Raw genomic sequence first — 26,081 nt, forward strand, 5'->3', positions numbered from 1 at the left:
ATAGATTACAGGTCAAATTCCTTGTCACCACCATCCCTATCGATTAAATCACTGGCCATGTCCAAGACGATGGTCTTTTGTTTAAGCGTAAGGAATTCCTGCATCCCGTAAATGATATTGGTCGCGTGTATGGCAAACCCCAGCCCATCAAGTTCAGTCAGAACTTCAAGGTGAGGATGCCGGTACTTATCGTTTACCCCGGACGAGACTACTGCGCGGCGGCCTTCAGCGTTCAGTAATCCACCCCAGAATGTGGCGGAGTAGTTTTTCCTAGAGCCATGATGCGGAGCCTGCACCAGAGCCAGAGGTACTGCTGGCAGCAACGCCTGCCTATGGATTCTCTCGAACGTAACAGCAACAGCATCAGCAGTAACCAAAGCCCTGTTCTGGCCTGAAGTAATCAGGAACACTGTGGAGAGAAGATTGGCTGCTTGGCTGGCCTCCTTTTTGTTGGCTCCCGCGTCAGAATCAACTTTTTCCTGGTATTGCTGCATTTCCTGATGCCCCGGTGACAGCACTTTTAATGTCAGGTGCTCGCTCAACTCTAAAGTAACCCCTTGCAGGAGGGGTGCTATATCTCCAAGGGTCCCCTCGTTGAGGAGCTTGCTGATTAGCTGAAGCATCTTTTCCAGCTCTTGGGTAGCATCGTGGCCAGGTTCAAACTGGACCCAGTACTGCTTATTGAGATTGAACGACGAGTTGCCAAACCAGCCAATCTTAATCCCATGCGCCGAACAGTATTCCAGCAGTTCGGTGAAGCCAGAATAATGGTCTTCGTGCGGGTGGGAAAGGATGATAAAGTCAATATGGTGATAGCCCTTAGCAATAATGTGCTCAAGGACCGGATTGGTTTTCCCTTTCCTGTTACAGTCGAAAATACCGATGTGCTGTTCGTCATTATCCGTCCATTCCAATATGACAGAGTCACCTTGGCCTACGTCTTTAAATGTTAAGCGCGCCATTTATTTGCCTTTGAACAGCCGTTCGTCAATATCATGCATATAACCGGCTTTACTGAACAGCCCCGAAGGGTCGCCGGCAGCTTTTGAGAACTCAAAGGTTGTACTACCTGGCTTAGTTGTTACTGTGATGGTAATGTATTTCCCTCTGTCTAAATCCACTACGCCTTCAAGCGGACGGCGGTCAAATCGGCGTAGTTGAAATTTTTTACCCTCTTTATCCATGAGGCAATCAACCATTACGCTGTCTTCTTCGATGTCAACAATCTCCCCGTCAAACATAATGACATCGGTGATGCTGGTAATCTCAGCATCAATTTCAGCAAGCAGACGCTCGACATCAATATCATTTCCTAACAGAAACTCATTCTTGGACTTGACGATAGTCTTAACCGGCAGAAGGTCAAGTATTCTCAGAATCTCAATAACCTGGTCTGCTTTATCCGGGTCCCGCGTCCATACTACCAGAACGTATCTCTTACCGGGAGGAACGATACTTTCAATAATCTGTGCACACAGTTCGGGCTGGAAATCAGAGTTGTTGAAATTGGTATTATAGTGCAGGTCCAGAAATATCAGCTCAATGCTTTGAATAGGCTGTTCAGCCTGCTCCAAGTGCTCCGGACTGGCATCAAAAAATCTGGCACTGATTGAGTGCTCCCTTAACTTGTCAATGATGGGGCGTACTTCGGATTGAACGTCATCAATGATTGCGACCTGTGGTTCTCTTAGTTGGGCAAGTAGCATTCCAGCTTTAGTTATTGATTGTTAAACACAAGCTCAACGGCAGCCCCGTCGAAGAGAGGGGGGACATTCCGGGCTAGCAGTTCCTGCTTGTCATAGATAACGTTGAGTTTTCCAAACCGCATCATGGCTGTGTCAATCAGATACATGCCTATGCCAATGCCATTCTCTTTACGGCTGAAGAATGGCTTGACGAGGTCCTCTACTTTGTCCTTGAATCCCGTACCATTATCTACTACCAGCAATGAGATATCAGTACCTCTTCGCTGAGCAGAAATAAAAATACCTTTTTCTTTTCTGTTAACAGCCTCCAGCCAGTAGATGCTGTTGTCAATAAGATTCATAAGCATAGTGAGCAACAGCCGTTTTTCAGCTTTAATCTCCTCTGCCTGTGGGTCCACATCAACGGTAAGATTAATGTTCCTGAGCCGCATTTTGAGGTTGTAGTTCTTCGCTGCCTGGTCAATGGTTTCTTTTACAGAAAGAGGTTTGACACCGCCTTTCTTCATAATTGACAGAATGCCATTGACATAGTCATCCAGCTCGGCTACTTGGTCCCGCATTCTTACAACATCCAGTGGCGATTCGCTTACGCTCGTTTGCATCCGGGGAACGAGTTTCTCGATTTCATGGATAGCAAAGGAAGCGGTCATTCCAACACCGGCAGGAATCAACAGTGAATTACGGTCCTGTTCATAGCGGGCCTCAATTCTGCCAGCCTCAAGCAGTAACCTTTCTTTTGTTTTGCTATCCGGAATCTCGGCATCGTTTACAAGCTGACGGAATCCGGCAATACTTCCTTCAAATGTTTCAGGTGTCCCTCGGTGATTGAATGCCAGCCACAGCCTCCGGTCAGCTGACCTTTCCGCTTTGAAGTCAGTCAATATAAAATCAAGTGATAATTCCAGCCGTTCAAAAGCAGTATTGAGGATAAAGCCTTCCCGGTTTGTCTTCTCAATCAACGCTCCGGATGTTGCCGGGTCTAGGTAGACAAAACCTATTACTTGGTTATTGGAAAACCAATCCTTATTCTGAACACGTTTGAGGTCAAGCCCCAGCCAGTCATTTCCCGGGTCGCCATAATCGTACACACGCAAGTCACCTTTAAACATTTTGACACCCGCGTGCTCCCGTAGGAGGTTCTTAATCAGCGTATAATCGGACATTGTGTCCCTGAGCGACTCAGAATCCAAGTCGTAAGAATACAATTCGAGCATCAGTGTGCCGAAAGGGGCTGGTTCGGCCAAGAATGCATCAACAGCTGCATCAACTTCAGGAGCTGCAACCTCCTTTCTTTTAGCATAATACGATTGCACAAAAGGGCGTATTTCATCCCTGATATTTCGTTGGTGTTTATTGCTGCCTTCAGGTGATGAGGCATCAATCACGCGTGTGCCAAGGTTTGGATTGTTTTTAAGCTCGAACCTGTACTCAAACGTCAGATTGTAATCAGAATCCAGTAACGCTGTTAATTTATACGGAGCTGCTTTAAGAATCTCTGCGACGTCGGGCAATGAATCGAGCCAGCCATTATTAAAGTTCAGGTCGATTCGAAATTTGTCCGAATCATTCTTCGGAGAAAGCATTGAAAGAGTGTTTCTTTTTAGCTGGCGGGCCATGCCCCGTGTCCAACTCTCTTTCAGTTCCTGTAATTCAATATACGTGCCCGATGCTTCTTTGAAAAAGAAGTTCTCCGGGTCTGTTTCCTTGGTCCAGAAAATGCCTACATCCTGCAAGTATTTCTGCTGCGAAAATGCTCTCCAGTCTATCTCTACGTGCAGTTCGTAATCCAGTAGTTTGCCCTGTTCTACAGAGAATGGTCTGGTAATTAGATTGATGCGACTGCTAAGTTTGTGAACGGCAAAGCGTCCGACACCTTTTTCGCCCATTGGTATCCGACCAAATACCGGGCTGCGCTTAATGATTCTGGTGCCATCTGGCCTTAGGGGTTTCCGGAAGTCGGAGCCTGGTTCAAACCAGACATTTTCCAAGACTTCCTCCGTTATACCGGTACCATCGTCCTGAATCCTGATTGTAGCGTTTGCCGGGTCTTCAACTTGTTCAAAATCAACGCTTACGACTTTGGCATCAGCATCATAACTGTTTTTAATAAGCTCGTAAATTGCCATCACTGGGCTTTTTATCAGCTCTTCTCCGAGTAGAATCAATATATTGGCTTTAGGCCTGAAGTATATCTGGTTTGCGTCTTCCCCTGTAAAATCATGATTCTGAGCCAAGGTTTCAAAATCAGACTCTGAATCTGTATCTTCTAAATAGCTAAAGCGTTTTTCTTCCAGAATGACATCTTTATCCGCTATAGTTATTATTATTTCTTTGGGATTTGTAGTACCTCCCTTCATTTCCTTGCGGAACTCTGCTATTGGAAACCGCTTGCGGGCTTCCTTGAGGTAATCAGCAAGGGCGCTATTGGTAAGTGGTTGGATAACAGAAATATTTGGCATATAACAGGGCTTTTTACTTTGGGACGGGTGAATGTAAGCCTGGACTGCGGCAGGAGAATTTAATCAGACTGGAAATGCAGGAATGCTATATTAATCTGAGCTGCTGAGCGAGGCAGACCTGATTTATTGTTTCTGAGCCTGACTTTTCAGATACTCGTTGGCATCATCCATTCCTGAACGCTTCATGCGACGGTGCTGCGTGTGAAATTCACGAATAAGCCAGCAGACATACACCTCCGCTACGCTTTTTATAAAAAGCTCACGGGGGGTGATTTCACTTTCGAACTGCTCTTCCGCTTCGGGGTTGTCATCAGGTAGTTCTTCTTCACCATCCGGCTCGTAAAACATCTCCAGCTTCTCACATCGCTTCTTGACTTGTTCGTTACTAAACGAGAAATCCAATTCGAATTTGTGGGCAAAGTCATTGCGAATCGCTCGCAATCGGTTGCATTCGGCATATTCATCTGCCGCAATCAGACCCGTTGCCATTGCCAAGTTCAATCTGTTAGCAAACGAGCTAATAGGTCCACTAAGCAGTTGTTTTGTCTGCGAACAGGGGACGAAAAGGTGATGAAGTAATTCCAGTAGACGCTGGTCAAGCATACTGACGCCTAGGATAGCTACCCCACGGTCACTTTCCATTTCCAATTCCCGGAGAACCGCATGCAGATTACCTACCCGGTTCGGCACTCCTTCCAAATGTTCTTCCATAACTGAGTAGGTGCAGGGTAACAGGTCTAAGCGAAATTCAGATAGAAAACCAGGTTTTTCAAGTCCTCGTCAAGTTTAGACTGGTTGGCGTAGAAAAAGGATTCTTCTTCTAGAATCTCATCATCTTTACAAATGGTCAGCAGTAGTGTTGGGCCTTCGCCGTGCCCACTGTCCCGCATCTTTTCCTTATAAAATTCTGCATCCGCATACTTTGTGCTGATAGCCGACACGTACCCGGCAAGGCTTTGATTATTAAGCGTTGGGATGTTGGTTGTATTCTGCATGGTGAGTGCTTGGATATCAATCTGATTGCCTTGGATAAAAGCTAAAGCCCGAGGCTCTGGGCGGCATTGTACGTTACCACATCATCCAGTCGGGAGTACCGGTCAATCATAGCATCCGTTTTTTGCTTGGTTTGGTTCTTAATGGCCCGATTGGACTGCCCTTTCACCACTGCAATAGTAATGAATGATACCCGGAGCGAATGAGCGGAGTAATTCCGCCCCTGAATTTGCAGCCCATCAGCATCGTAATTAAGGTGTTGCTGGACCAGCAGATTAACTCGCAATGGTGATAGCCGCTGCTTTGTCGGGTAGGCATCTCCTTTTTCTTTACCCCTGCGAAGGGAAACAAACAAAGGCCCGGTTGCTTGGCCAAGCACCTTTACCCAGGCCCGCACGCATCGCACCGGGCAGAATTCTGCGCTGGGAGCGTAGAACACTGCTTTGTCTTCAGCTTCACCGGCTTGGTTGGTCTTGCTTTTGGGCAGGTGTACAATCAGCGCCCGTTCGGTAAATTCCAGGTGCTCCACGTCCAAGGCCACGAGCTCGGAGCGCCGGAAGGCACCAGCGAACCCCAGCAGCAGCAACGCCCGGTCGCGCAGGCCGGCCGTGGTGGTGACGTCTAGGCGGCGGATGCTCTCCTTAAGCTCCTCGACCGTAAAGGCCGGCGCCTGCTTTTGCCGCTTGCCCAGCGCGCGGGTAATGCCGTCTAGCACCAAGGCCAGCTCATCAGCGTGCACCGGCGACGGATAGCCGCGTAACTGGTGGTGCTTGTGGATGGCGGCCAAGTGGCGCTTGATGGTCGAGAGCTTGCGGGGTAGGTCAGCCAGGTCAGCCACGTACCGGGCCACGGTGGCCACGTCAGCCGGCAGCGGGCACAGCCCGTGCTCCGCGCAATACGCCCCGAAGCTTTTTAAGTCGGCCGAGTACGCGAGCACCGTGTTGTCGGCGCCTTCCAGGCCGAGCTTGAGGTAGCGAGCAACATTGTCGGCGGCGGAGGCGAGTCGGGACCCCAGCGGTTGGGGCTCGGCCGGAATCAGGGTGATTTCAGTACTCATCGGACCGAAAGTACGAAGAATTAGTTTAGGTATCATAAGTGTTAATTATGATGTCTAAACTGGGGCCGGTTCAGGTTTGCCCTGCGAAATTATCTGCGCGCAACTTATTGCCCTGTCAGGCGGCGCGCAGCCAGTCTTCCCACTCACGCCAACACCGCGTCGTGTTGCCCAGGGTATAAGCCGACACTAGCTCAACGGCTGGAACTCCTTCTCCGAAAATAGTGTCAAGTTTTTACTTGTGAAAACTTGACACTGTGACGTACCTTGCTTAATGAATCTCACCGCGTGCTCATGCCAGAGTCTATCATGCAGCGGGTCCGTCAGCAGGTATTGGCGGTTGAGCCGGGCCGGCTGCTGACCTACGCAGACCTAGTGACCGAGCCGTCGCAGTTCGGCGCGGTGGCGGCGGCCTTGAGCCGACTCAGCCGGGATGGGCTGGTGGTCCGCTACGCCAAAGGGCAGTACTACCGGCCTCAGAGCAGTCGATTTGGGCAGCTGCCGCCGTCCGAAGGTGCCATCTTACGCATCCTGACTACTACTGAAGAAGGGATAGTATCAGCCTATCTCACCGGCGTTGCACTTTATAACCAGCTAGGCCTGACTACCCAGGTGCCCGCTACCATCAAAGTAACGACCCCCAAGCCGCGGCGCACCCGGCCAAAGCGGGTGGCGTTTGTAGTGCGCCCGGTGCCGGAACATGCCAGCGATGTGCCGCTGCTGCAGTGGCTGGAGGTGCTACGCGACCTGCGCCGCATTCCCGATGCCAGGCCCGATAAAGTGTTAGCCCGGGTGCAGCGTTTTGTCGAAGTACTTGCCTCGACCGAGCGCCGCCGCCTCGTGGAGCTGGCCAGCCGCCAGGCCCCGCCCCGCGTCCGCGCAGTACTCGGCGCGCTGTTGGAGCTGCAAGGCGATAAACACGGTGCCGCTAGCCTACGGGCCACCCTTAATCCGCTCACCACGTACCGGCTTGGGCTCAGCACCGCCGCCCTCCCCAACACCCACCAGTGGAACATCCGATGATGCTTCAGCATAAAGCTATCGAGTGGTAGCGCACGGCCTTTGCTGTTGCTCCAACCAGCGGTTTTCAGCGTGGGAATTGGGTAACTTGCCTGCTATTGGTCTTTTTGTTTCCCTACCCCGTCGCTTCGTTACCGTCATCCATGAGCACCGCCCGCGAACAGCAAAACATTGAGTGGAAGGAATCGTGGCGGGAGGAATACTTCAAGTGGATTTGCGGCTTTGCCAACGCGCAGGGCGGGCGCATCTTCATCGGCAAAAACGACGACGGCCGCGTGGTAGGCCTGTCCAATATTCGCAAGCTGCTGGAGGACCTGCCCAACCAAGTGCGCGACCTGATGGGCATCCTGGTGGAAGTCAACCGCCACGAGGAGGCCGGACTGGAGTACCTGGAAATCGTCGTCGAGCCCTACCCATATCCTATTAGCTACCGCGGGCAGTACCATTACCGCAGCGGCAGCACCAAGCAGGAGCTCAAGGGGCCGGCGTTGAGCGCGTTTCTGCTGCAGAAGCAGGGCAAGCGCTGGGACGGGGTGCCGGTGCCGAGTGTTGCCGCGGCTGATTTGTCGGCCGAGGCTTTTGACTTGTTTCGCCAGCGCGCCGCCAAAAGCGGGCGCGTCGATGAACAGGTGCTGCACGACAGCAACGAGGCTTTGCTTGATAACCTGAACCTGGTCGACGGCGACTACCTGAAGCGAGCGGCGGTGCTGCTGTTTCACCCGAACCCCGAGAAGTTTGTGACGGGGGCGTACGTGAAAATCGGCTTCTTTGCTACCGACGATGACCTGCGCTACCAGGATGAGGTACACGGGCCGCTGCTGCTGCAGGTGGAGCGGACGCTGGACTTGTTGCAAACCAAGTACGCCAAGGCTCAGGTGCGCTACGAAGGCGCCAGCCGTATCGAAGAACCGCCCTTTCCGGCGGCTGCTCTGCGCGAGGCCCTGCTCAATGCATTGGCTCATAAGGACTACAGCGGCGGCACGCCGGTGCAAATCAGCGTGTACGAGGACCGGCTGCAGTTCTGGAACGAGGGCCACCTGCCCGACAGCTGGACCGTGGAAAACCTGCTGCGCAAGCACCCGTCCAAGCCCTTCAACCCGGACGTGGCCAACACGCTTTTCCGGGCGGGCTACATTGAATCCTGGGGCCGGGGCACCATTAAGATGTTGAATGAGTGCCGTACGGTGCACTTGCCGGCCCCGCGTTTCTACTTCGAAGCCTCGGGTTTTATCGTAGCGTTTGCCGAGTACTCGCCGGCCTACTGGCAGGCCCAGGGAGTACGCGCCGACCTGGTGCCGGTGCTGCTCTATACCGGGCAGCACGGCAGCATTACCAACACCCTGGTGCAGCAGCAGCTGAGCGTGAGCAAGCCTACTGCTACCCGCTACCTGAGCGAGTTGGAAAAGGGCGGCTGGCTGCAGAAATCCGGCAAAACCGGCGTGGGCACTCAGTACACGCTGCTTGATTCTTAAAGGGCTCACAAAGGGCTCATCACTTTCCGGTAGGATTTAACAAAAGTGTCTTGGTAGCGCTAGAACACTGTTTTTGGTGCAATACTGCGCCATGGCAATGGGCTCAGTAAGGGCTCACGGGGTCTGGTATGCTTCGGCAAATAAGCAGCTTGGACTGCCGAATGGAGAATCTGCTCTATAACCCAGCGGCAGCCCGTTGCTGCTGCTCAAAGGCCCAGTCCTCCGGGGACAAGATGGCCTGCATAAAAGCGGAGTAGCCCACGTCGCGCCGCTCCAGCGCATGCCGGCGCAGGGCCAAGCTGGATTTAGCGCCCGCAAAGCCGCCCTTCTCCATAGCTTGGCGAAAACGTTCGGGCAATCCTTCCAGCCAGTGCCGATAATCTTCCTCCGTGACTTCGCCGTCGGCCAGCTGCTGGTACCGGTACGTGGCGTTGCCCAGGCGGAACAGCCGGGCCATCGCGGCCCGTTGGCCTTCGGGCAGCTGCTGCAAGGCCTGCAGCTGGGCCTGGTGGTGCTTGTCGAGCGGGTGACGCGGTTGCAGCAGTTCTTCCATGCTATTCCGCCAGCCCTTGCTTGGCAAAGCTGGATAAGGCGTGGTTGTTTTCGTAGAGCAAGCCCGCCCGCTTGCCAGCGTTGAAATTGGGCCCATCCCCGCGCAGCACCTGCCAGATGTTGGCGTAGGCTACGCGCACCGACGAGCGGGGCTGCTGGCTGCCGGGCTGGAGCAGCACCTCACACGTGAAACCGTCGGCACCGATTTGCAGATTCCACACCGTGCTCTGGTGCAGATGCAGTGTGCCGAGCATGACCGGGCCGTTCTCCGTCTCAAAGTAGGTCGTGCACACCATGAAATGATGCTGCGGGGTGGAAAGGCCGGCGTGCACCTGGTGCAGAACGGCGGCTACATCATGCGGCTCGCGGGGCATAAGACGGTCGTTACGGTTGGTTAATAGTCCACGGGGTAGGGTAGTTCTCGCGGTGGATACGCTCATTGTAGTACACCGAATCGGTCGGCAGAAAGGTAAGCCGCTCGTCCACTTCCTCCCCAGACGGGATGACTTTGCGCAGCAGCTGGTAGAGCTGCTCGAACGGAATCGTGGCGCGAAAGCGGTCAACCCAAGGGCCCGGGGCGTGCGGCTCATCGTCTTCCGGGTAGCGCACGAACTCCGTGTCGAAGGCCACGAAGTCGGGACCGATTTCAAGGTTGGCGACCTCGCCGTGGTGCAGGGAAAACACCGCTGGGTAGTGCCGGCGCCGCGGGTGATTGTCGCGGTCGTAGTAATGCCCGCCCAGCAGGTAATACACGCTCGGGTCAGCGAGGTCCCTTTCGACCTGGTGCAGCAGTTCCGGCAGATTGGCCCAGGTGTTCTGATTTTCCATTAACGGAGCCGCAGGGGGTAGCGAATGAGGATAAAATTCCAGTATGAGGCGGAAATTGGCGAATAAATTCCAATGAGGGGCGTTTGAATGCGCCAAGTAGGCTCAGCTGCGCAACTGATTGCGTGGGGTTCTGATAGGGTACGCGGTTACGGCTCAGACTCTCCTGTTTTGCTGAGTAGGCCACAGGCCAGCATAAGCCGGGAGATGCTGGCCTGGTACAAGTTGGTGCCGGATGCTATCAATTTTGCAGGTTAAAAAGCGCAACAGCTGCCTGTTTTGCCCGTATTGGCTAGCTTTGCCTGCCAAACTGATTGCCGAGTATGCTAGCTCAGAAATCCTACGCTTTGCATAACTGCCCCTCGTCAGCGGTTCACTCTGCGGACTGGCTGCGCTGGGCTCACCGGCAGCCGCTGCCCATCCAGCAGCGGCCTGCCCTGTTTGTGGGCTCCCTGGCCTAACGCTCCCCACTTCCTGTCATCAGCAAACGATAGCGCCTGCAACGGGCCGCTGAGCTGATAATATCCTGCCCGGCGCCACACCCGCGGCCGCAGGCGGGGCGTTTCCCATCCTTTCCGTCGATATTTTCCATGGCCGCGAGTCCGTATCGCCGCTTTTCCAGCATTTGCCCTACCGTGCAAAAGCTGGTCATTCGGCTCATCCAAGAAGAATTCACCCCACTACTATCCCTTTCCGCTGACGTTTCCGAAACTGCCTGGGCCCACGCCGTGGCGCTGGCCGACCCCACTTTCCTCTATTGCACCGCCGCTGAACCGACAATCCGCCTCTGTCCGGAATCCTACCAGCAACTGCAGGCCTTGCTGCAGCGCGAGCTGACCAAGGCGGAATAGCAACCCTGGCTTATGAAAAAGCCCGACCAGGAATCTGGTTGGGCTTTTTCTTTGACTTAGGTAAGGTGTAAGAGCAGCAGGCCCGCGGAGTTCAGCTTTCTTCCCTACTGCCCTATCACGTACACCGGCACGGCTTGGGCGTCAGCCCCGCGGCCGGTTTCCTTTTTCACTTCCCGGCCATCCAGCAGGATGGAAGCCGTGATTTCCGAGGCGGCCGTGCCCCCGTCGAGACTGGCCAGCAAACTCAGGTGGTCGCCCTGCTTCATGGTGCGCTTAAAGCGGTAGGTGGCCGGCAGCGGGACGTTGCTGAGCGTGGTCGTGCCGCCGCTTTCGTTGTCGTAGCTGATGTAGTCCGACAGCGGGGCAGTGGTGGAGGAAATGCGGTACTCGACCTGGTATTCCTTGGGGCCGGTGGGTGTCGCGTCGTCTTTGGAGCAGCCGGCCATGGCTAGGGTGGTGGTGCTCAGCAGCAGATAAGCCAGTCGTTTCATTGGTCAAAAAGCAGGGTTAGCGGAAATGGTAGCGCAGGCCGGCGCTGGCGTAGCCGGGCCACTGGTCGATAAGGGGGTTGTTGAACAGGTAGCCTTTAGTGGCAGTGGCTACCAGCGAGAGCCGGTTGCCCAGGAAGCAGTCGACTTCTGCCCCGGCCTGCGGGCCGTAGGCGAAACGCTGGGGCTCCTTGGCATCAGGGGCCGGCTCGCTGGTACCGTTTTCGCCGGTGCGCTCGTAGCCAGCGCCGGCCCCCAGCAGCAGGTGCACATAGGCCACTTCGCCCAGGCGAAACAGCTGCGGGGCGAGCAGCACCCGGCCCACGTAGCTGGCGTATTCGCCGCGGCCGCTCAGGTTGCCGGCGTCGCGCAGCCCGCTGGCGCGCAGGGCCAGGCGGTTGGTGAGCATTGAGGTGTAGCTCAGCTCGTAGAAGTCGCCCTTCTCGGAGCGGCCCAGGTGGGCGCCCCAGCTGGCAATGTGTTTGACGTGGCGCTGGGCGGAGGCCGGCACGGCGCCGGCCCCTGCCAGCAGCAGGGCCACTAGCAATAGGTTCTTCATAAGGGGTTAGTTGCGGGGACGGGCCCGGTCGGCTTTGATGAGGGCGTTTTGTACCAGGATATCGGAATAGACCATTTCGGCGGCCTGCCGCGAGGGGCCGGGCTGGGCGGCTTCGGCCAGCAGCCGGTCGGCTTCCTGGCGCAGCTGCATGGCCTTAATCATGTTGTCGTTGGAGGTATTCAGGGCCACCATCCGCTCGCCCTCGGTCATGGCGTAGCGGCCGGGGTTCTTGAGCGTAGCATTCATCTCGATGCTCTGCTGGGTCATCTCGTCGGCAATCTTGTAGTAGCCGAAGGCGGTGGCAATCTTCTTTTTCTGCATCATCTCCTCGTAGGCAAACGTGGAGACGGCGGCTTCCTCGCGCTTGAGCTGGTACTGCTGGGAGCTCATGCGGTTGTTGCCGGCCGTGGAGCCCGAGCCGAAGCGCGAAAACACGTCGTACACCGTGTTCAGGTCCTGCTGGGGGTTGTTGAGCTGCAGGGCCTGGCGCAGGCGTTCAGCCTTCTGAAACACGGGCATGTACTGGTTGCTCTGCCCCCGGCCCGACATGGCCAGGGCGCGGGCAAACAGCTCCTGGGGGTTGGAGAGGCGCAGGTCCTGGATGCTCTGCACCTTGCGCAGGTCGGCCTGCACCTGGCGCTGCAGCTGCAGGGTCTCGTCGGTGATGTCCTTCACCTGGCCGGTAATGTCCTTGGTGACGCCGGCAATCTGCTTGGCGTCTTTGATGACCTGGTAGTTTTTGACCGTTTCAGTCCACTGGGCGAGGCGCTTGGCGAAGTCGCCGATGTGCACGCCCATGTGCAGCGGGTCGTTCACCACAGCTTGCGCCGCGGTATCGGTAGTGGGAGCCAGAACCAACGCCAGGGCTACGAGGGCCGGCAAAAGTGTCTTTTTCATCGTTGGGTGCGGTTTAGTGAAGGAAAGAGAATCAGCGCGCCGCCGCTTCCGGGCCCAGCTGACCGGCGGCCGCGGTAGTAATCAGGATGGGGTAGCCGTCGGGCAGCAGCACGTCGCGCAGTTTGGTGCGGGTCTTGGGCCGCGACAGGACGGAGGCCGCCACGCGGCCGCCCACGCCCACCACCGAGTTGGCCGCCGAAGCCGAGCGGTCAATGGCCGTGCTGATTTCCTGGGTGGTCTGCTGCTGCAACTCGTTGCCGGCCATGCCGGCTTCCTTGGCCACGCGCTTCACCGGGTCTATCATGATGCCCGGCATGTAGTTGAAGTCGTAGATGTCAGCCTGCACCCGCGTCGGGCCCAGGCGGTTAACTTCCAGCGTCACGTTGTTGGTGCCCACGGTGGCCACGCCGGCAAAGACCATGTTCTTAGGGAAGGTCACGCCGGAAACCACGGCATCCTCCAGCAGGCGCAGGATGACCACCGAGCCGGTGCGCACCTTCTGCTCGCCGTTGATGACGCACTTGAAAAACACGTCCGGCGCCAGCTGCTGCTCGCGCTGGCTGCCCTGGGCCATCATCCGACTCGCGTTGCCCACTTTCACCGTGTTGAAGCCATCCATGCCGGGGGCACTCATTCGATTGGCCAGCAGCTGCGCGGTCTGGTTGGGGTCGCGGTAGCGCTTGCCGGTCATGCGCTCGTAGGCCGCGCGGGTTTCCGGCGGGGAGGAGCCCAGCATGGCCAGCACGTCCGGGTCGGTCTCAAACGGAGTGCCGTCCACGTCCCGGGCCGGTACCAGACTGCGCCCGGCTCGACCGGTACCCGCCCGGCGGCTACTTCCGCCACCAGCCGTGAGGCGCCGGCGGGGCACCACCAGGGTCTGCGCACGGTAGGAACCCGTGGAAGGGTCCTGGATAGTGGTTTCAATGGTATCCACGTCGGCCGCGGCCAGGCGGGACGCTTCGGCGCGGCGGGTGGCAGCCTGCGCGGCTGCCTGGGCCCGGCGGCGCTTGCGTAGGGCCAGGCCAGTGGTATCGACGGCAAACACGTCAACGACATCCTGGTCCGTGGCCCGGGCGCTCTGGGCATCCTGCTCGGCGCGGCGCTGGGCTTCAATCTGGGCCGAGGGGGAGGTGGCCGGCGCTGGGGGCGCGGTTTCCACGGAGGGAATTTCAGGCTCGATGTTGGCCGAGGCAGCCGCGACCGGCTCCCGTTCCTGCTGGGCTGCTTCCCGAGCTGCTTTCAGCCATAGAAACAGCCCGCCGATGATGAGCACCAGCAGCAGGCCGGCAAAAGCCATCCAGTTCGAGCGTAGTATTTCCGTGGGGGTGCGCTTCACGGGCGCGGCGGCCGGCGCGGGCTGCTCGCTCTCCGGGCGGGAAACCGGGGCGGCTGGTTGGGTAGGGGGAATGATAGGTTCCATAGAAATAGCGGCAGCGTTAGATGGTGGCGGCGCGGTTAATCACGCGGGAAGGCACAGGCAGCACCAGTACCCGGGCGCCGTTGAGTTCGCGCAGGGTTACTTCCAGGTAGCCGCGCTCGGTGGCTGCGTACAGCGGAATGGCATAGGTCAGATACCCGGTGGTGCGCCCGGTAATCGTCTGGTTGGGCTGGCCACCGGAAGGAGCCAGCGGGCGCCGGGCCTCGTTCTTTTTGCGGGCTAGAAACTTCTTCTGCGCGTTTTCCACCAGCTGGAAGTCGGTGAAGTCCACGTTGTAGTCGATGTTAGTCTTGTTGATGACCTTGAAGCGCAGGTAGGTGAAATCCTTGTCATTGCGCACGTTGGCCAGCGACAACACTAGGTCGTTGTCGACCACGGCCACGGCCTGATGCTCCTCGCGGGCTTTGCGCAGCGTCTGCAGCTTGCCCTCGACGACAGCTTTCTTTTCGCGCTCCTTGTCCAGGGCCAGCTCGTTTTCCGGGGCGGCGCCCGTGGAGCTGGCGCTTTTGCCGTTGATGCTCAGCGCGCCGTCCTTCTGGAAGTCGTAGAGCTGCAGCACCGGGCGGTTCACGTACACGAGCCGGCCCATCCAGTACTTGGAGCCGTAACGAATGAGTATGGGCGTAGGCGGCGCGTGCTTGCGCCTGGCGCGCACAAACACGGCGTTGGCTTCAATCTTGACCAGGTAGTTATTGGCCATGCCCACGTCGACCAGCGACACGGGCCCGCCAAAAACGAGGTAAGTCGTAGATGAGTCGGATACAGCCACGTCCAGCAGGTTGTCGGTGGTGGCCACGGCGGTAGCCGATGAGGCCGTAACTGCGCTTTGCGCGGCAGCTGGCGCCGTTTGGAGAAGAAGGAAGAGCAGCCCCGCAAGGGCCGAAAGGGTGTAAAGTCGCATCGGTGAAAGGAATTGGTGATTAGTTAGCCGGCGCCGCGGGGGCCGGGGCAGTAGCTGGAGGTGTGGCAGCGGGTGCGGCCGGCGCGCCCGCGGGGGCCATGCCGCGCTCGGCTTCCTGCAGGCGGCGCTGCCGGTCGGCTTCCTGGGCCTGCAGCAGCTCCTGTTCTTCCCGCGTCAGCTGCGGCGAGTAAGGGATGTAGTCGAAGTTGGTGATGAGCAGCCCGTAGGGGTTGGCATCCGAGCGGTTGGTTTCCACTAGGTTGAACTTGGCGGCCAGCGGCAGGGGCTCCTTCTGCTGGCCCCCGATGAAAATGCGCTGTTTGATGTAGACCGAGCCCGACCAGGGGCGCTTGCTCATGTCCACCAGCACACTGTCGACGGTCACCACATTGCGGGCGGCGTAGCGCTCGTAGTTCTGCAGCACCTGCCCGCGGGTGAAGCCCTCGTAGATGCGCCGGCCGCCGCGGCCTTCAATTAGCGGCAGGGCCGCGTCCAGGTTGGCCTTGTAGGTGTATTGGTCGTGGCCGAACATGGTTTGCATGAACTGGCGCACCAGGTTGCGGGCCTCGTAAGGCGTGTGGGCGTCATTGCCGGCCGAAAGGGCCGCGACCGAGCCGGTTTGGGAGACGACGTACACGCGCCGGCCGCTGTTTTCATAGGCCCGGTACACCAAAAAGCCCGAGGCCAGGGCCACGAGCAGCAGGGCCAGCAGGCTGCCCAGCGCCAGGTTGCGCATGGTGGAGAAAGAGGTACTTAAGTCTTTGGCGGAATCCATTGAGAAGTTGAGAGTCTGGTTGTGATATAGGGTGCTTTTCTCCCCACCGCCCTTACTGGCTGATGGGCAGCAGCACCTTTTTGAAAGAGTCGTCGAAGCCGCCGGCACGGCCCCGGTAGGGGTACACCACCAGGGCAGGCTGTTTTTGCTCATTCTGGCCCAGGAAGGCGTAGAGCGTGCCGCGCACCGTCAGCGGCCTGCGGGGCTCGATGGGCGTAACCGAGTACCGCTCGCGGCCGGGTACATTCAGGTTGAGGCCTCCGACCCGGAAAGAAGCCAGCGAATCCTGGCCGTTGGGCGAGTAGAGTGGCAGCGAGGCCGGCACCTTCTGCCGGCCGAAGCCCTGCGGTATCCACTGCAGCACGGCCTCGTAGGAAATGCGGTAGCCGGGCGCGGCTTTCTGGCCACCGGCGCGGTCCAGGTCCGATTGCCACAGGGCCGGCAGCCGCAGCTGCATGGGCTCCGCTTTCAGAGCCTTGGCAGAAACGACCTGCAGATAGCCCTCCCGGGGTGTTTGCTCGGCTACGCCAGGCTTCAAGTCCACTGCTGTAATGGGCAGTGGAGCAGGAAGACTGGTTGTGGGCTGAGTGGCGGCCGTCTTTGCCGGAGTGGATGCTGCTACTGGCGGCGTGGGGTTGGATTGACAAGCTGCGGTCAGGCCCAGCGTAAAGCCCGTGGCGATGAATAAGGGAAGGTTCTTCATGAATAGGGAGTCAGAGGAATGGGTTATTTGGTCCAGATGCCCGAGGCCCGCTGGCGGTAGGACGGGTTCAGCGCTTCCGACATGGTGATGGTGGGCAGGCCCGAGGAAGCGGAGGTCGAAGCGGATTCACCGGCTTCATGGCCGCCGGCACTACCTCCTCCCCCAGCGGATGAATTGTGACCACCTCCCCCGCCGCGGCCGCCCCCGTTGCCCAGGGCCCGGCCCACGGCACTCGACAGGCCCCCGCCGCCGGGCGAGGCCACCCCGGCCACCGCCGTTGCAGCACCCACGGCCGAGCCGACCATGGAGCCCACAAAGCCCTGCACGGCCGAAGAGCCAATAAACATGGAGGTGAGGTAGGGCACCATCACGTAGAGCAGCACGAAGGCCACGGACATGACCATGAACTTCTCATCGTCCACCGACTGCTGCGGGCCACCTGTGAGGCCGCTGAATAGCCCGTTCGGGGCCTGCGCGGTTTCGGCGTAGAAGCCGTAGATGGTGTCGAGCAGCACGAACGTGAGGCCCCAGAGCTGCACGGCCAGGAAGTTCTGCAGCCACTTCATGGCCAGCTGCCCAAAGGCCGGAATCACCGACAGGGTCATGGCAATCGGCCCGCACACGTACAGAAAACCCAGAATGAACTGCTGGATAAACTGCATGATGTGGCGGATGATGAGCACCGCCGTGGCCGTAAACAGCCGCGTCAGAATGCCTGAGAGCGTGAACGAGCTCAGCGTCTGGGAAATGCTGGTCATCAGCGAGCTTGCGCCTGCCACGATGTCGCCGATGCCCATGGAGTCGTTGCGGGCCGCCGCGGCCACCGAGGCCGGCGTGGTCAGGTCCCGGATGGCTTCGGCCGCCGACTTATCGGTTGAAAACATGGCCGTGAAAGCCGCCAGCCCCGTGCCGAGCGTATCCATCAGCGTCTGGTAGAAGAAGAGCAAAAAGAATATCCAGGTGGCCTTGATAATCGGCCCCCAGTCCATAGCCAGCCCGCTGCCTGAGATAAAGCCGCGCCCGATGGTGTAGAGCAGCGCGATGCCCATCAAACTGGGTGTGATGAAGCGGCAGGCGGTGAGCACGACCTGCAGGGTCTGGTCGCAGGCGCGCAGAAAGCCCGGGTCGATGCCATAGGCAACCATCGCGAGCATGCTCATTTCGCCAGAGCCCCGCGTCGGGCCTGTTTATCTTCCACAAACTGGTCAACGGCGTAATCCAAGCGCTGCACCCGCACGGGCTCGTACTCTATCTGCCCCTCGGCATTGAGCAGCACGTGGCCGTTCTTGTCGGTGCGGGGCCGCTGCTGGGTCTGCTGGTAGAACTTGACCAGCTTGTTGAGGTGGTTGCGCTCTACAGGCTTGGAGGTCAGGATGGCATCGAGCTGCGGGGAGGCTTCCAGGGCGAAGACCTTGCCCTTGGCGCCCTGCTTGATGAAGAATTCGCGCAGCGCCTCGGTCGAGCGCACCGACTTAATCAAATCCATCTCGTGGCCGGTGAGGCCCAGCGGAGCCTGCAGCTGCGCCAGGGAGTCGGGATTGACGTGGCGGAGAATAATCTTGGTGGCCGAGTTGTTGATGATAGCCGGCCCGATTTTGCTGCTGGTAATCTCGGTGATGCCCTGAGTGATGATGGTCACCGAGCCGTTGGTTTTGCGGATGGTGCGGTACATCGACTCAATGAACTCCGAGAGCACCCCCGAAAGCATGGTCCAAGCCTCGTCCAGGGCGATGTACTTGATGTCGTCGGGAAACTTGCGGAACAGGTCCAGGCTCAGCTCGGTGATAAGCATAGCCACCACGGGGTAGAGGTCGGGGTCAGCCTGCACCTTGGCCAGGTCAAAGCAGATGAGGCGGTACTCGCTCAAATCCACGTCGCGCTTGGCGTTAAGCACCCGCTCGTAGCGGCCGCCGGTGATGTACTGGCCCAGCACCAGGAAGAACTGGTGCATGTCGATGTACTTCAGGTTTTTCTGGTACTGCCGGCGGGCGCCATCCAGTGGGTCTGGCTCCACGCCGTCGCCGGGCAGGGCTACCGGCTTCTGCATTTCCTGGTCGTACTGCTCGACGAAGCGGTAAAAGCTCTCCATGCCGGGAAATTCCTCGTCTTTCTGGTTCAGGCGCGGGCTTTCGTTGAGACAGGCGTAGTACTCAATCAGAAAGCGCGAGAGAATCGTACGCTCCGACTTGTCGAGCGCCGTGTCTTTGCCGCCTTTCCAGAGGGCCGCGAGCAATGCCAGGTGGAAGTTGGTTTTCTCGTCGTTGTAGAGCCATTTGCCCGCCGTGTCGCGCGGCACGACGAAGGGGTTGAACTCAATGGGCCGCTGCGGGTCGTACTCGAAGTAGGTGTTGTCGAAGTCCTCGCCGTTGAGCGACTGCAGCACATTGCGGTAGGTGCCGCCCACGTCCATAATGATTTGCCGGGCGCCCTTCTCGAAGCGCTGCACTATCAGGTTGCCGAAGGTGTAACTCTTGCCCGAGCCCGAGGGGCCGATGACAATGGCGTTCTGGTTGTCCAGAGCCGTGTTGAACAGGTTCACCTGCACCAGATTCCGGAACCGGTCCGTCAGGTACTCCCCTACCGGGTCGGTTTTGTAGGTGGCCGTCCAGTGGGTGTAGCAAGCGCCACGGTCGGCGGTGCTCGTCAGCCAGCGGTCCGGCACCTGCCAGGCGTTGCCGGGCAGCAACCCGAAGAACACGGGCAAAGCCAGGTAGCTTTCGACCACACTTTCGGTGCCGAACATATAGCGAAAGGCCGCGGTGGCCCGCTCCACGTTCTCGCGCCGGCTCGTGTCGTTGGTGTCCCAGAGCACGCAGCTCAGGTGCAGGCCCACAATCTGCTTGTTTTCGGCCCGTACTTCGGCCGTGAACTCCTCGACTTCGGCGGCCCGCAGGTGGTTGTCCTGGGTGGCCAGAAACGAGAGCGAGGCGTTTAGCTTGCGGTCAGTGTCCAGCGAGCTGAGCTCGGCGCGGGTATCCTGAATAAGCAGGGCCTGGGTGAGCACGTGCGGGCACTGCAGGATGTGGGTCAGCGGGTAGAGCATCGGCGCCGTCACCCCGTAGGAGTTGCGCACGGCCGGGTAGGCATCCGAGCCCTGCCCGACCATGCTCAGCACGTTGACCTTGTGCTCGCCCACGCTGAAGGTGCCCAGGTCGTTGCCGATTTCGCGCTCCTGCCGGGTGGGCTGGCCGTCGAAGTTGAGGTTGAAGTACTGCAGGTAGAGCTGGTGAATCTCCGCGCTGGGCAGCCGCTCGAAGGTGACACCGCCCAGGTTTTTGATGCCCTGGATGAATTCTACGGCCCCGCTTTCGGCCGCTTCGAGCGTGTGCACGAGCTGGGCAAATGGATTCTTGAGCACGGACTCGCCGGCGCGGGCCACCAGCGCATTCACGGCGTTTGTCTTGGGCGACTTCACGGCCACCGGGGCGAAGGAGAGAAACAGGTAGGACTTCTGGAACAGCACCAGCCGCTCGAAGAAGTGCTTGTTCATCTTGTTCTCGAAGTATGTCTGCTGCGTCTTGTCTTCGCGGTAAGGCCGGTCGTAATAGATGTCGGTTTTCTGCACGATGGTGCCCACCGGCAGGGGCCGCAGCACGCCCACCAGCGCGGTCTGGAAGGCGTCGTAGTCCTCCGAGGTCCAGCTTTCCATCTCGGCGGGCTCCACGCGGAAGCCCACCGCGACGCGGCCGTCCTTGAAGACCACCTTGTCGCCCTCGAAGCTGTGCACGGGCATCACGGCCTTAAACGCGGCCGTTTTGGGCTTTTTGGTCATGGGTGGAAGGGGTGGGTATGGGCCCCACCGCCAGGCGGCGGGGCTGGATGAAGGTGAAGGAGAGCCAGCCCATCAGAAAGCCGGGCGCCTGCTTCTTGCTCAGGTAGCGCAGGCCCAGAATCAGGCTTAGCTCGACCAGGATGACGAGCAGGTACACCAGGCGGGGTATCCTGACGGCCATGCCCAGAAAGCCCAGCAGCAGGACCGAGCCGATGAACAGGCCGACCATGATGCCCAGGTCCTGGATGTTCATGCCCAGCACCTGCGCGGGCCGCTCAATGGATTTGTAGGAGCGCATGAGCTTAGCGTACGCCCCCGTCCCCGCCGCCCACGGCGCTGACCAAATCGTCCTTAAACAGCTGGAAGCCGAACCACAGAATCACGCCGCCCACGAGCCAGCCCAGCGAGCCCAGCGCATCGGGGGCGCCCTGCACGAACTTCATCACCACGCGAATCAGGCCCACGATGAGCACGATGGCGAAAATGACCTGCACGATGCTGACGACGGTTTCCTGCACGCCTTCGAGCGCCGCGGCGGCTCCCCCGCCGCCCACTTGGGCCCGGGCCGGGCTGGTGGCCAGGGCCAGGGTAGTCAGCAGGGCAGCGGCGCGCTGTTCGGCTTTGGAGGGCTGGTAGGTCTGGCCCGAGACGGCCAGCGAGTGCAGGGTTTCAGTTGCCGTTGCGGCGTGGGTACGGGCCCGGGAAAAGAAATGGGTTAGCATAGAAAGGGGTAATAGGTGGAAACAGGGTGCTTATCTCCCCGGAAAGCAGGTATGGCATCTAGGAAGGTTTGGCCGCGGGGATGGGGCTGCCGGCGCCGGGAAACAGGCCGCTCAGCGCCGCTCGCTGGGCGGCGGCATCCGCGCTCATGCGGGCGCGCCGCTGCTGGCGCAGGGCGATTTCGGCGGCGCGGTTGGCCTGGTCGTTGGCCGTCGGCGCCGGCGCGGTAAGCGGATTATGGAAGAGGGCCGCGGCCGGCTCCTCATCAGCTTCCACCGCTGGCTCGGGCGCTGATGCGGCAGGCACGACTGCCTCTTCCTGCACATCCAGGAGCGAGGCCAGGGCGCCGGCCGCGTGGCGAATTGAAGCCGGGCGGGGTGTATCTTCTGCCGGCGCCTCCAGGTCGGCTTCGCCTGGGTCCGAAGTTGATTCGGCGTTATCAGCGGAAAGCGTCGCTTCCGCTTTCTCGGCAGAATGCACAGGCTCCGGGGCGGCCAGGTCTTCCCGCGAGAGCAGCCGGGCCAGGGCCTCTCCGACTTCAGCGGAAGCTGCTGCTTGCCCGGCCGCCTGGGTGGCCGCGGCCGTTTCGTAATGGAAAGTGCGCAGGGAATGATGGTTCCGGGTGGCCAGCACGGCAACCGGAGCGGCCGGTTTGCCGGGGCCCTTGAAGCGCCACCACAGCAACGCCGCCAGCGCGGCCAGAGCCAGTACCACCAAGATGAGTATTCCAAAACGCATACCGGCCCCTTACGGTAAGAAGCCTATCGGTGTTAGTAAAAAGTTAGTGAAAACTTAAAAATTACTTGGTCGTATGAAGCGCATACCAGCGAAGTGGTGTCCGGCCGAGGTCAATCTCAATCCGGTCGGGTGGTAGAAGATTTGAGTTTTTCCTTGAGGGCGTTGCGGCTTGTAAGCCCGATATGCGTCCTTTGGGGTATCGCTCCGATACTTCACCCCCACTGCCCCAGCAGTGTGCCCTTCTTTGCATGGTACCATCCGACCACGTTTCCGCCCCGTTGGGGTTTCCTGACCTTAGCCTGTCCGCACCCTATGCCGAGTGCCTTCGCTACGTTCAGTTTCGCCTGAAAGCCCTGCCCCAGGGCGAGTTAACCGCATTTTGTGCCCAGCATGGCCTGACCTATACCAACGTCGTGAACCTGAAGAACGGCAAGCTCAAGCGCGACGAGCCGCGCCTGGTGCAGAAAGTGCTGCGCGCGCTGGGCGTGACCACGGAAATCGTGCGCATCGACATCGGCAGCGGCGCCAACCAGTACGTGTTCGGCAGCAGCGAGCTACTAGCACAATTCCACGAGCAGCTGGCCTTCTTCGACGCGGCCGCGCAGCGGGCCGGCAACCCGCCGCCAACTATCTAACCCCGGATAGCTTTCCTGCTTGGGGCCCGGACGCCGGGTGCTGGCTAGGAGGTGGAGCTGTCCGGCTCCACTCTCCCAGCCCACCCTATGAACGCACCCCGGGAAAACGACCCCACCGAGCTCGACCGCTTCAAGCGCGACATTGACCTGGTTGACTACGCCCAGCGCCAGGGCTACACCATCAAGAAGGAAAGCCGCCGCGGCGACTGGCACCACCTCGTTAAGGACGACGAGCACGTCATCGTCACCCGTAAGGGCGACCACCAGGTGTACCTGAACACCGGCGACGACCGCGACGCGGGCTCCATCATCGACTTTGCCAAGACAAGAGGCGGCGACGGCCACGGCCTTAACCTGGGCCAGGTACGCCAGCAGCTGCGCGAGTACCTCGACGGCGCGCCGGCCCCGGCCCGCCAGTATACGACTCAGTACGCCACCCCACCCGAAACCGCCCGCCTGAGCAGCCTGCCCGTGGGCGACCCGGAGCAGGCCAGGCAAGCCGAGGAAGAGCGCCGCACCCGCCTGATTTCCGAAGTGCTGGGCGTCAAGAAGGAGCTTACCGACCGCAGCTACCTGCACGGGCGCGGCATCACCGACGAGACCCTCGACAGTCCAGCTTTTCAGGGGCGCATCTTCACGGCGCAGCAGAACGAGCACAAGAACACAGCCTTTCCGCTTTACAATGAGCACGGACTGGCCAGCGTCGAGCAGAAGAATGACCACTACAAAAGCCTGCTACCGCTGCCCAAAAACGGCATCTGGGTCTCCCACCCGACCGACGGCAAAGACACGCCGGTGGCGCGCGTGGTGGTGAGCGAGTCGGCCATCGACTCGCTTTCGCACTACCAGCTCAAGCACGAGCAGGACCCGAAGAACACGCTCTACATTGCCACCAGCGGCACGCCCACCGAGGCGCAGATTGCCCTGATTCAGCGAGTCATCGACAAGCAGGCCCCGCAGGAAGTAGTGCTGGCCAACGACCGCGACGCCGGCGGCCGGCAGTTCAACATCAACTACCTCAACGAGCTGCAGCCAGCCCGGCCCCTGGTGCCAGTAGCTGAGCAGGAAGCCTACCGCGAGGCCTCCCGGCCGGTGGAGTGGCACGCTACCAGCGACAAGTACCACACCAGCCTGAAGGTGACGTTTCACCATGACACGGCCGAGCAGGGCGCCGGCCAGGTACAGCAGCTTAGCGAGCGGGTGGAGAAAATTAATAGCACGCAGGAGGCCGGCCCCTCGCTGGCCGTAGAAGTGCAGCGCAGTACCGAGCAGGCCACCATCGTGCGCCTGACTGTGGCCCGCGCCGACACGGCTCAGCTGGAAGTAGTGGCCCAGGAACTCTACCGGCAGCGCGAGCAGCTGCGCCCGGAGGCCGAGCGCCAGCAGGAGAGCTTTCTGCGGGTAGACTACCCGCTGGCCAAGGACTTCAATAAAGAGCTGGAGTACACCAATCAAGGGCTAACCGCCGAGCAGATTCGCGCCGCCGCCCAACGCGAGGAGCAGCAGCGCGAGTCAGAGCGCCAGCAGCGCCTGGCTGAAGCCCAGCGCCTGGAGCGGGAGCAGCGGGCGGCCGAGCGCCAAGCTCAGCGGGAGCGGGAAAACCGCCCGGAAGAGCAACAGGAGCGACAGCAGGATGACAAACGCTTCAACCAAGCGATACTCGGCGCTGCCGCGGCTGAAGTGGACCGACCCACCCGCTCCTACCGCAGCGAGCAGGAAGCGGCCGAGCACACCGCGCAGTTTGTGCACGCCCGGGATGCCGGCCTAGTGCTGCTGAAAGAGTACATCCACGACAACCCCCCGCCGGCTGGTCGTAAAATCGACGAAGCCGAGCGCGAGGAACTGCGCGACCGGGCCCGCTATGACGCGGCGGCCAGCCTGCCGACAGTTGCTGCCACCGAGGAGAAAACGGCCACGTGGAAAATTGACGAGTTGCAGCCGGGCGCTACGGGCCGCGCCGAGGCCTGGAAAGCCATTCTGGATAATTCCGGCTATTCCATGCAGACGAGCGAAGTGCGAGCTACGGTGGACGAGCAGGGCATCCGGCGGGCGGAATTTGACATTACCTACCGCAACGACCAGCCGGACATTGCCATCATTCATGCCATCGTCACTAACACAACCAGTCGCGCCGCGGCAGGCAAAGAGCAGTACGCCGGGGTGAGCATTGTAGAGCCCGAGGCCGACCGTGCTGACCGGCAGCTGGCCGCCGAAGCCGCCCCCATTCAGCCCCACAACCGGGACCGGGGTATGGATGTGGCCGCTAAGCCGGAGGCCGCGCTTAGCGCAGCTGGGCAGCAGCCCGTTCATCCCACCACGTCGGGTAGCGAAAAGCAGGTCATCATTCGGGTAGAAGAGCCGGCGCTGACTACGGGCGCGCGAGGCCAAGCCGAAGCGGTGCGGGCCGCCGCCGTGGCCAGCGGGGCCAAAGTGGGCGAGGTGCAAAGCACGACGGACGAACAAGGTACCCGCCACGCGGAAATGCGGGTGTCTTACCGCACCGACCAGCCCGACATAGCACAGGTTAGCCAGACGCTTGATGCCATCGGGCAGCAGCCGGGTAATCAAGTGGTGGAGCACAGCAGTGACCGGGCGGAGCGCCACAAGGCGGCTCACCACGGCGTTGAAGGCAAGCAGTCAGCGCAGCAACTGGAGCGGTAGGGCAGCCACATTTGATTACGAAAGGTCGCCCAAATTTTATTTTTGTAGCTCAGTTTACGGTCAGCAGAAGCATTCAAGTGCTCAAGCATGCGTCGGTAACGTTTGCTGGTTCGAGCCGGATTTGAAAGGTTTAGAAACGGCGCGAGCCGTAGCGGTTTGTATGGAAGGCGCCGGTGTGGCGGTTTAGTAGTTGATTCATTGGCGCGACGACACCTCCCGATGAGGCGGCAGCAGTACGTACACGCCCGTAACCCAGCCCAGCGAGGCTATTCAGCCCGAGAGTACGTCGCTGGGGTAGTGCACGCCCAGGTACACGCGCGAAAAGCCCACGGCCAGCACAAACAGCGCCCCGGGTAACCACACCCGCCAGCGCCCCCGGGCCAGCAGCAGGCCCAGCGCCAGCACCACCGCGGCCGAGCCCATGGCGTGCCCACTGGGGAAGCTGAACGACGTTTCGGGGGCCAGCGACACCCAGAACGCCGGCCGGGGCCGGCCCAGGATGGCCTTGGCCAGCAGGTTCAGGGCGGCAGCCCCGCCCACGGCCAGCCCAAAAAACCACGCGTAGCGGGGCTGCCGGCGCCACACCAGCACACCGGTGAACAGGACGGCCGCTACCGTCATCGGCACGGGCCCGCCGATGGCGGAGCAAAACAGAAAAAAAGAATCGAGCGCGGGCGTGGTGTGGGCGTGCGCCCAGCGCAGAAGTTGCAGGTCGCCGTAAAAGCCTTCGCCCTCCTCGATTTCGGAACTAGCTTTTAAGAAAATGCCCCAAGGCAGCACCACACCCAAGAGCAGCAGCCATAGCAGGCGGCGCTTGTGGGCCAGTAGCAAGGCAAAAAGTTGCGAAATGCGGATAAGCATG

At 59.6% G+C, this 26,081-nt stretch carries 27 protein-coding genes; 5 read left to right on the top strand and 22 right to left on the bottom strand.

The features are described from left to right. Positions 1-5 precede the first annotated feature (5 nt). From I2I01_RS22900 to I2I01_RS22925, 6 genes are all read right to left on the bottom strand, one after another. Positions 6-962: a ComEC/Rec2 family competence protein gene (locus I2I01_RS22900; RefSeq protein WP_196288867.1), complete on the bottom strand. Its 957-nt coding sequence runs from the start codon at positions 960-962 to the stop codon at positions 6-8. Beyond that, complete coding sequence (locus I2I01_RS22905) at positions 963-1,706, bottom strand: hypothetical protein (protein ID WP_196288868.1); 744 nt, start codon at positions 1,704-1,706, stop codon at positions 963-965. An 11-nt stretch (positions 1,707-1,717) separates the two neighbouring features. Further along, positions 1,718-4,165 (bottom strand): sensor histidine kinase, encoded by a 2,448-nt coding sequence (locus I2I01_RS22910; protein ID WP_196288869.1) that lies wholly within the window; start codon positions 4,163-4,165, stop codon positions 1,718-1,720. Between the two features lie 123 nt (positions 4,166-4,288). Continuing rightward, the gene (locus I2I01_RS22915) at positions 4,289-4,876 is read right to left on the bottom strand and encodes a hypothetical protein (protein WP_196288870.1); all 588 of its coding nucleotides are present in this window, start codon (positions 4,874-4,876) and stop codon (positions 4,289-4,291) included. Between the two features lie 26 nt (positions 4,877-4,902). Then, the gene (locus I2I01_RS22920) at positions 4,903-5,160 is read right to left on the bottom strand and encodes a hypothetical protein (protein ID WP_196288871.1); all 258 of its coding nucleotides are present in this window, start codon (positions 5,158-5,160) and stop codon (positions 4,903-4,905) included. A gap of 41 nt (positions 5,161-5,201) precedes the next feature. Next, positions 5,202-6,215 (bottom strand): tyrosine-type recombinase/integrase, encoded by a 1,014-nt coding sequence (locus I2I01_RS22925; RefSeq protein WP_196288872.1) that lies wholly within the window; start codon positions 6,213-6,215, stop codon positions 5,202-5,204. 291 nt (positions 6,216-6,506) lie between these two features. On the opposite strand from I2I01_RS22925, the gene I2I01_RS22930 reads away from it, so the two are divergent. Together I2I01_RS22930 and I2I01_RS22935 are read left to right on the top strand one after the other, a co-directional pair. Beyond that, on the top strand, positions 6,507-7,235 hold the full coding sequence (locus I2I01_RS22930; protein WP_196288873.1) for a DUF6088 family protein: 729 nt from the start codon (positions 6,507-6,509) through the stop codon (positions 7,233-7,235). Positions 7,236-7,375: 140 nt separating this feature from the next. Then, positions 7,376-8,704, top strand: coding sequence for an ATP-binding protein (locus I2I01_RS22935; RefSeq protein ID WP_196288874.1), 1,329 nt, complete (start codon positions 7,376-7,378; stop codon positions 8,702-8,704). Positions 8,705-8,879: 175 nt separating this feature from the next. On the opposite strand, the gene I2I01_RS22940 is transcribed toward I2I01_RS22935, so the two are convergent. From I2I01_RS22940 to I2I01_RS22950, 3 genes are read right to left on the bottom strand one after another with little or no spacing between them, the layout of a single operon-like run. Next, entirely contained in the window at positions 8,880-9,257 is a 378-nt protein-coding gene (locus I2I01_RS22940) for a hypothetical protein (protein ID WP_196288875.1), read from the bottom strand. Position 9,258: 1 nt separating this feature from the next. After that, a complete protein-coding gene (locus tag I2I01_RS22945) occupies positions 9,259-9,630 on the bottom strand; it encodes a hypothetical protein (RefSeq protein ID WP_191006168.1) in 372 nt (123 codons plus the stop codon). A gap of 10 nt (positions 9,631-9,640) precedes the next feature. After that, on the bottom strand, positions 9,641-10,084 hold the full coding sequence (locus I2I01_RS22950) for a hypothetical protein (protein WP_196288876.1): 444 nt from the start codon (positions 10,082-10,084) through the stop codon (positions 9,641-9,643). 632 nt (positions 10,085-10,716) lie between these two features. On the opposite strand from I2I01_RS22950, the gene I2I01_RS22955 reads away from it, so the two are divergent. Beyond that, complete coding sequence (locus tag I2I01_RS22955; RefSeq protein ID WP_196288877.1) at positions 10,717-10,932, top strand: hypothetical protein; 216 nt, start codon at positions 10,717-10,719, stop codon at positions 10,930-10,932. Between the two features lie 104 nt (positions 10,933-11,036). Here I2I01_RS22955 and I2I01_RS22960 read toward each other — a convergent pair whose 3' ends face one another. Genes I2I01_RS22960 through I2I01_RS23015 form a run of 12 tightly spaced genes read right to left on the bottom strand, consistent with a single transcriptional unit; the run spans position 11,037 to position 21,923 of the window. Then, complete coding sequence (locus I2I01_RS22960) at positions 11,037-11,423, bottom strand: hypothetical protein (protein WP_196288878.1); 387 nt, start codon at positions 11,421-11,423, stop codon at positions 11,037-11,039. Positions 11,424-11,439: 16 nt separating this feature from the next. Further along, positions 11,440-11,979 carry a hypothetical protein gene (locus I2I01_RS22965; RefSeq protein ID WP_196288879.1) on the bottom strand — a complete coding sequence of 180 codons (540 nt, stop codon included), beginning with the start codon at positions 11,977-11,979 and terminating at the stop codon, positions 11,440-11,442. A 6-nt stretch (positions 11,980-11,985) separates the two neighbouring features. Continuing rightward, a complete protein-coding gene (locus I2I01_RS22970) occupies positions 11,986-12,876 on the bottom strand; it encodes a hypothetical protein (RefSeq protein WP_196288880.1) in 891 nt (296 codons plus the stop codon). Positions 12,877-12,907: 31 nt separating this feature from the next. Then, complete coding sequence (gene traM, locus I2I01_RS22975) at positions 12,908-14,296, bottom strand: conjugative transposon protein TraM (RefSeq protein ID WP_196288881.1); 1,389 nt, start codon at positions 14,294-14,296, stop codon at positions 12,908-12,910. Between the two features lie 16 nt (positions 14,297-14,312). Continuing rightward, on the bottom strand, positions 14,313-15,215 hold the full coding sequence (locus I2I01_RS22980) for a DUF4138 domain-containing protein (protein WP_196288882.1): 903 nt from the start codon (positions 15,213-15,215) through the stop codon (positions 14,313-14,315). Positions 15,216-15,234: 19 nt separating this feature from the next. Beyond that, on the bottom strand, positions 15,235-15,990 hold the full coding sequence (locus tag I2I01_RS22985; RefSeq protein WP_196288883.1) for a conjugal transfer protein TraK: 756 nt from the start codon (positions 15,988-15,990) through the stop codon (positions 15,235-15,237). Positions 15,991-16,042: 52 nt separating this feature from the next. Continuing rightward, on the bottom strand, positions 16,043-16,693 hold the full coding sequence (locus tag I2I01_RS22990) for a hypothetical protein (protein WP_196288884.1): 651 nt from the start codon (positions 16,691-16,693) through the stop codon (positions 16,043-16,045). A 23-nt stretch (positions 16,694-16,716) separates the two neighbouring features. Further along, a complete protein-coding gene (locus I2I01_RS22995; protein WP_196288885.1) occupies positions 16,717-17,847 on the bottom strand; it encodes a conjugal transfer protein TraG N-terminal domain-containing protein in 1,131 nt (376 codons plus the stop codon). 2 nt (positions 17,848-17,849) lie between these two features. Next, positions 17,850-20,465 (bottom strand): TraG/VirB4 family ATPase, encoded by a 2,616-nt coding sequence (locus I2I01_RS23000; RefSeq protein ID WP_196288886.1) that lies wholly within the window; start codon positions 20,463-20,465, stop codon positions 17,850-17,852. Next, a complete protein-coding gene (locus I2I01_RS23005; protein WP_196288887.1) occupies positions 20,434-20,763 on the bottom strand; it encodes a hypothetical protein in 330 nt (109 codons plus the stop codon). The genes I2I01_RS23000 and I2I01_RS23005 overlap by 32 nt, the downstream gene beginning before the upstream one ends. A 4-nt stretch (positions 20,764-20,767) precedes the next feature. Beyond that, the gene (locus tag I2I01_RS23010) at positions 20,768-21,187 is read right to left on the bottom strand and encodes a hypothetical protein (RefSeq protein WP_196288888.1); all 420 of its coding nucleotides are present in this window, start codon (positions 21,185-21,187) and stop codon (positions 20,768-20,770) included. A gap of 58 nt (positions 21,188-21,245) precedes the next feature. Next, positions 21,246-21,923, bottom strand: coding sequence for a hypothetical protein (locus I2I01_RS23015; protein ID WP_196288889.1), 678 nt, complete (start codon positions 21,921-21,923; stop codon positions 21,246-21,248). A gap of 248 nt (positions 21,924-22,171) precedes the next feature. Between I2I01_RS23015 and I2I01_RS23020 the strand changes: the two genes are divergently transcribed. Continuing rightward, entirely contained in the window at positions 22,172-22,558 is a 387-nt protein-coding gene (locus tag I2I01_RS23020) for a hypothetical protein (RefSeq protein WP_196288890.1), read from the top strand. A gap of 87 nt (positions 22,559-22,645) precedes the next feature. Further along, complete coding sequence (locus I2I01_RS23025) at positions 22,646-25,219, top strand: toprim domain-containing protein (protein WP_196288891.1); 2,574 nt, start codon at positions 22,646-22,648, stop codon at positions 25,217-25,219. A 270-nt stretch (positions 25,220-25,489) separates the two neighbouring features. Here the strand turns inward: I2I01_RS23025 and I2I01_RS23030 are convergent, their stop codons facing one another. Then, positions 25,490-26,080, bottom strand: coding sequence for a phosphatase PAP2 family protein (locus I2I01_RS23030; protein WP_196288892.1), 591 nt, complete (start codon positions 26,078-26,080; stop codon positions 25,490-25,492). Position 26,081: the final 1 nt, after the last annotated feature.

This window comes from Hymenobacter properus, assembly GCF_015694735.1.
GTDB lineage: Bacteria > Bacteroidota > Bacteroidia > Cytophagales > Hymenobacteraceae > Hymenobacter > Hymenobacter properus.

Bases quoted from the DNA above. Each gene is read 5' to 3' on its own strand.
- I2I01_RS22960 (WP_196288878.1), bottom strand. From the start codon at position 11,423: ATGAAACGACTGGCTTATCTGCTGCTGAGCACCACCACCCTAGCCATG.
- I2I01_RS22900 (WP_196288867.1), bottom strand. From the start codon at position 962: ATGGCGCGCTTAACATTTAAAGACGTAGGCCAAGGTGACTCTGTCATA.
- I2I01_RS23000 (WP_196288886.1), bottom strand. From the start codon at position 20,465: ATGACCAAAAAGCCCAAAACGGCCGCGTTTAAGGCCGTGATGCCCGTG.
- traM (WP_196288881.1), bottom strand. From the start codon at position 14,296: ATGGAACCTATCATTCCCCCTACCCAACCAGCCGCCCCGGTTTCCCGC.
- I2I01_RS23030 (WP_196288892.1), bottom strand. From the start codon at position 26,080: ATGCTTATCCGCATTTCGCAACTTTTTGCCTTGCTACTGGCCCACAAG.
- I2I01_RS22980 (WP_196288882.1), bottom strand. From the start codon at position 15,215: ATGCGACTTTACACCCTTTCGGCCCTTGCGGGGCTGCTCTTCCTTCTT.
- I2I01_RS22910 (WP_196288869.1), bottom strand. From the start codon at position 4,165: ATGCCAAATATTTCTGTTATCCAACCACTTACCAATAGCGCCCTTGCT.
- I2I01_RS22915 (WP_196288870.1), bottom strand. From the start codon at position 4,876: ATGGAAGAACATTTGGAAGGAGTGCCGAACCGGGTAGGTAATCTGCAT.
- I2I01_RS22965 (WP_196288879.1), bottom strand. From the start codon at position 11,979: ATGAAGAACCTATTGCTAGTGGCCCTGCTGCTGGCAGGGGCCGGCGCC.
- I2I01_RS22970 (WP_196288880.1), bottom strand. From the start codon at position 12,876: ATGAAAAAGACACTTTTGCCGGCCCTCGTAGCCCTGGCGTTGGTTCTG.
- I2I01_RS22940 (WP_196288875.1), bottom strand. From the start codon at position 9,257: ATGGAAGAACTGCTGCAACCGCGTCACCCGCTCGACAAGCACCACCAG.
- I2I01_RS22945 (WP_191006168.1), bottom strand. From the start codon at position 9,630: ATGCCCCGCGAGCCGCATGATGTAGCCGCCGTTCTGCACCAGGTGCAC.
- I2I01_RS23010 (WP_196288888.1), bottom strand. From the start codon at position 21,187: ATGCTAACCCATTTCTTTTCCCGGGCCCGTACCCACGCCGCAACGGCA.
- I2I01_RS22995 (WP_196288885.1), bottom strand. From the start codon at position 17,847: ATGCTCGCGATGGTTGCCTATGGCATCGACCCGGGCTTTCTGCGCGCC.
- I2I01_RS23025 (WP_196288891.1), top strand. From the start codon at position 22,646: ATGAACGCACCCCGGGAAAACGACCCCACCGAGCTCGACCGCTTCAAG.
- I2I01_RS22990 (WP_196288884.1), bottom strand. From the start codon at position 16,693: ATGAAGAACCTTCCCTTATTCATCGCCACGGGCTTTACGCTGGGCCTG.
- I2I01_RS22930 (WP_196288873.1), top strand. From the start codon at position 6,507: ATGCCAGAGTCTATCATGCAGCGGGTCCGTCAGCAGGTATTGGCGGTT.
- I2I01_RS23020 (WP_196288890.1), top strand. From the start codon at position 22,172: ATGGTACCATCCGACCACGTTTCCGCCCCGTTGGGGTTTCCTGACCTT.
- I2I01_RS22950 (WP_196288876.1), bottom strand. From the start codon at position 10,084: ATGGAAAATCAGAACACCTGGGCCAATCTGCCGGAACTGCTGCACCAG.
- I2I01_RS23005 (WP_196288887.1), bottom strand. From the start codon at position 20,763: ATGCGCTCCTACAAATCCATTGAGCGGCCCGCGCAGGTGCTGGGCATG.
- I2I01_RS22920 (WP_196288871.1), bottom strand. From the start codon at position 5,160: ATGCAGAATACAACCAACATCCCAACGCTTAATAATCAAAGCCTTGCC.
- I2I01_RS22985 (WP_196288883.1), bottom strand. From the start codon at position 15,990: ATGGATTCCGCCAAAGACTTAAGTACCTCTTTCTCCACCATGCGCAAC.
- I2I01_RS22925 (WP_196288872.1), bottom strand. From the start codon at position 6,215: ATGAGTACTGAAATCACCCTGATTCCGGCCGAGCCCCAACCGCTGGGG.
- I2I01_RS22935 (WP_196288874.1), top strand. From the start codon at position 7,376: ATGAGCACCGCCCGCGAACAGCAAAACATTGAGTGGAAGGAATCGTGG.
- I2I01_RS22905 (WP_196288868.1), bottom strand. From the start codon at position 1,706: ATGCTACTTGCCCAACTAAGAGAACCACAGGTCGCAATCATTGATGAC.
- I2I01_RS23015 (WP_196288889.1), bottom strand. From the start codon at position 21,923: ATGCGTTTTGGAATACTCATCTTGGTGGTACTGGCTCTGGCCGCGCTG.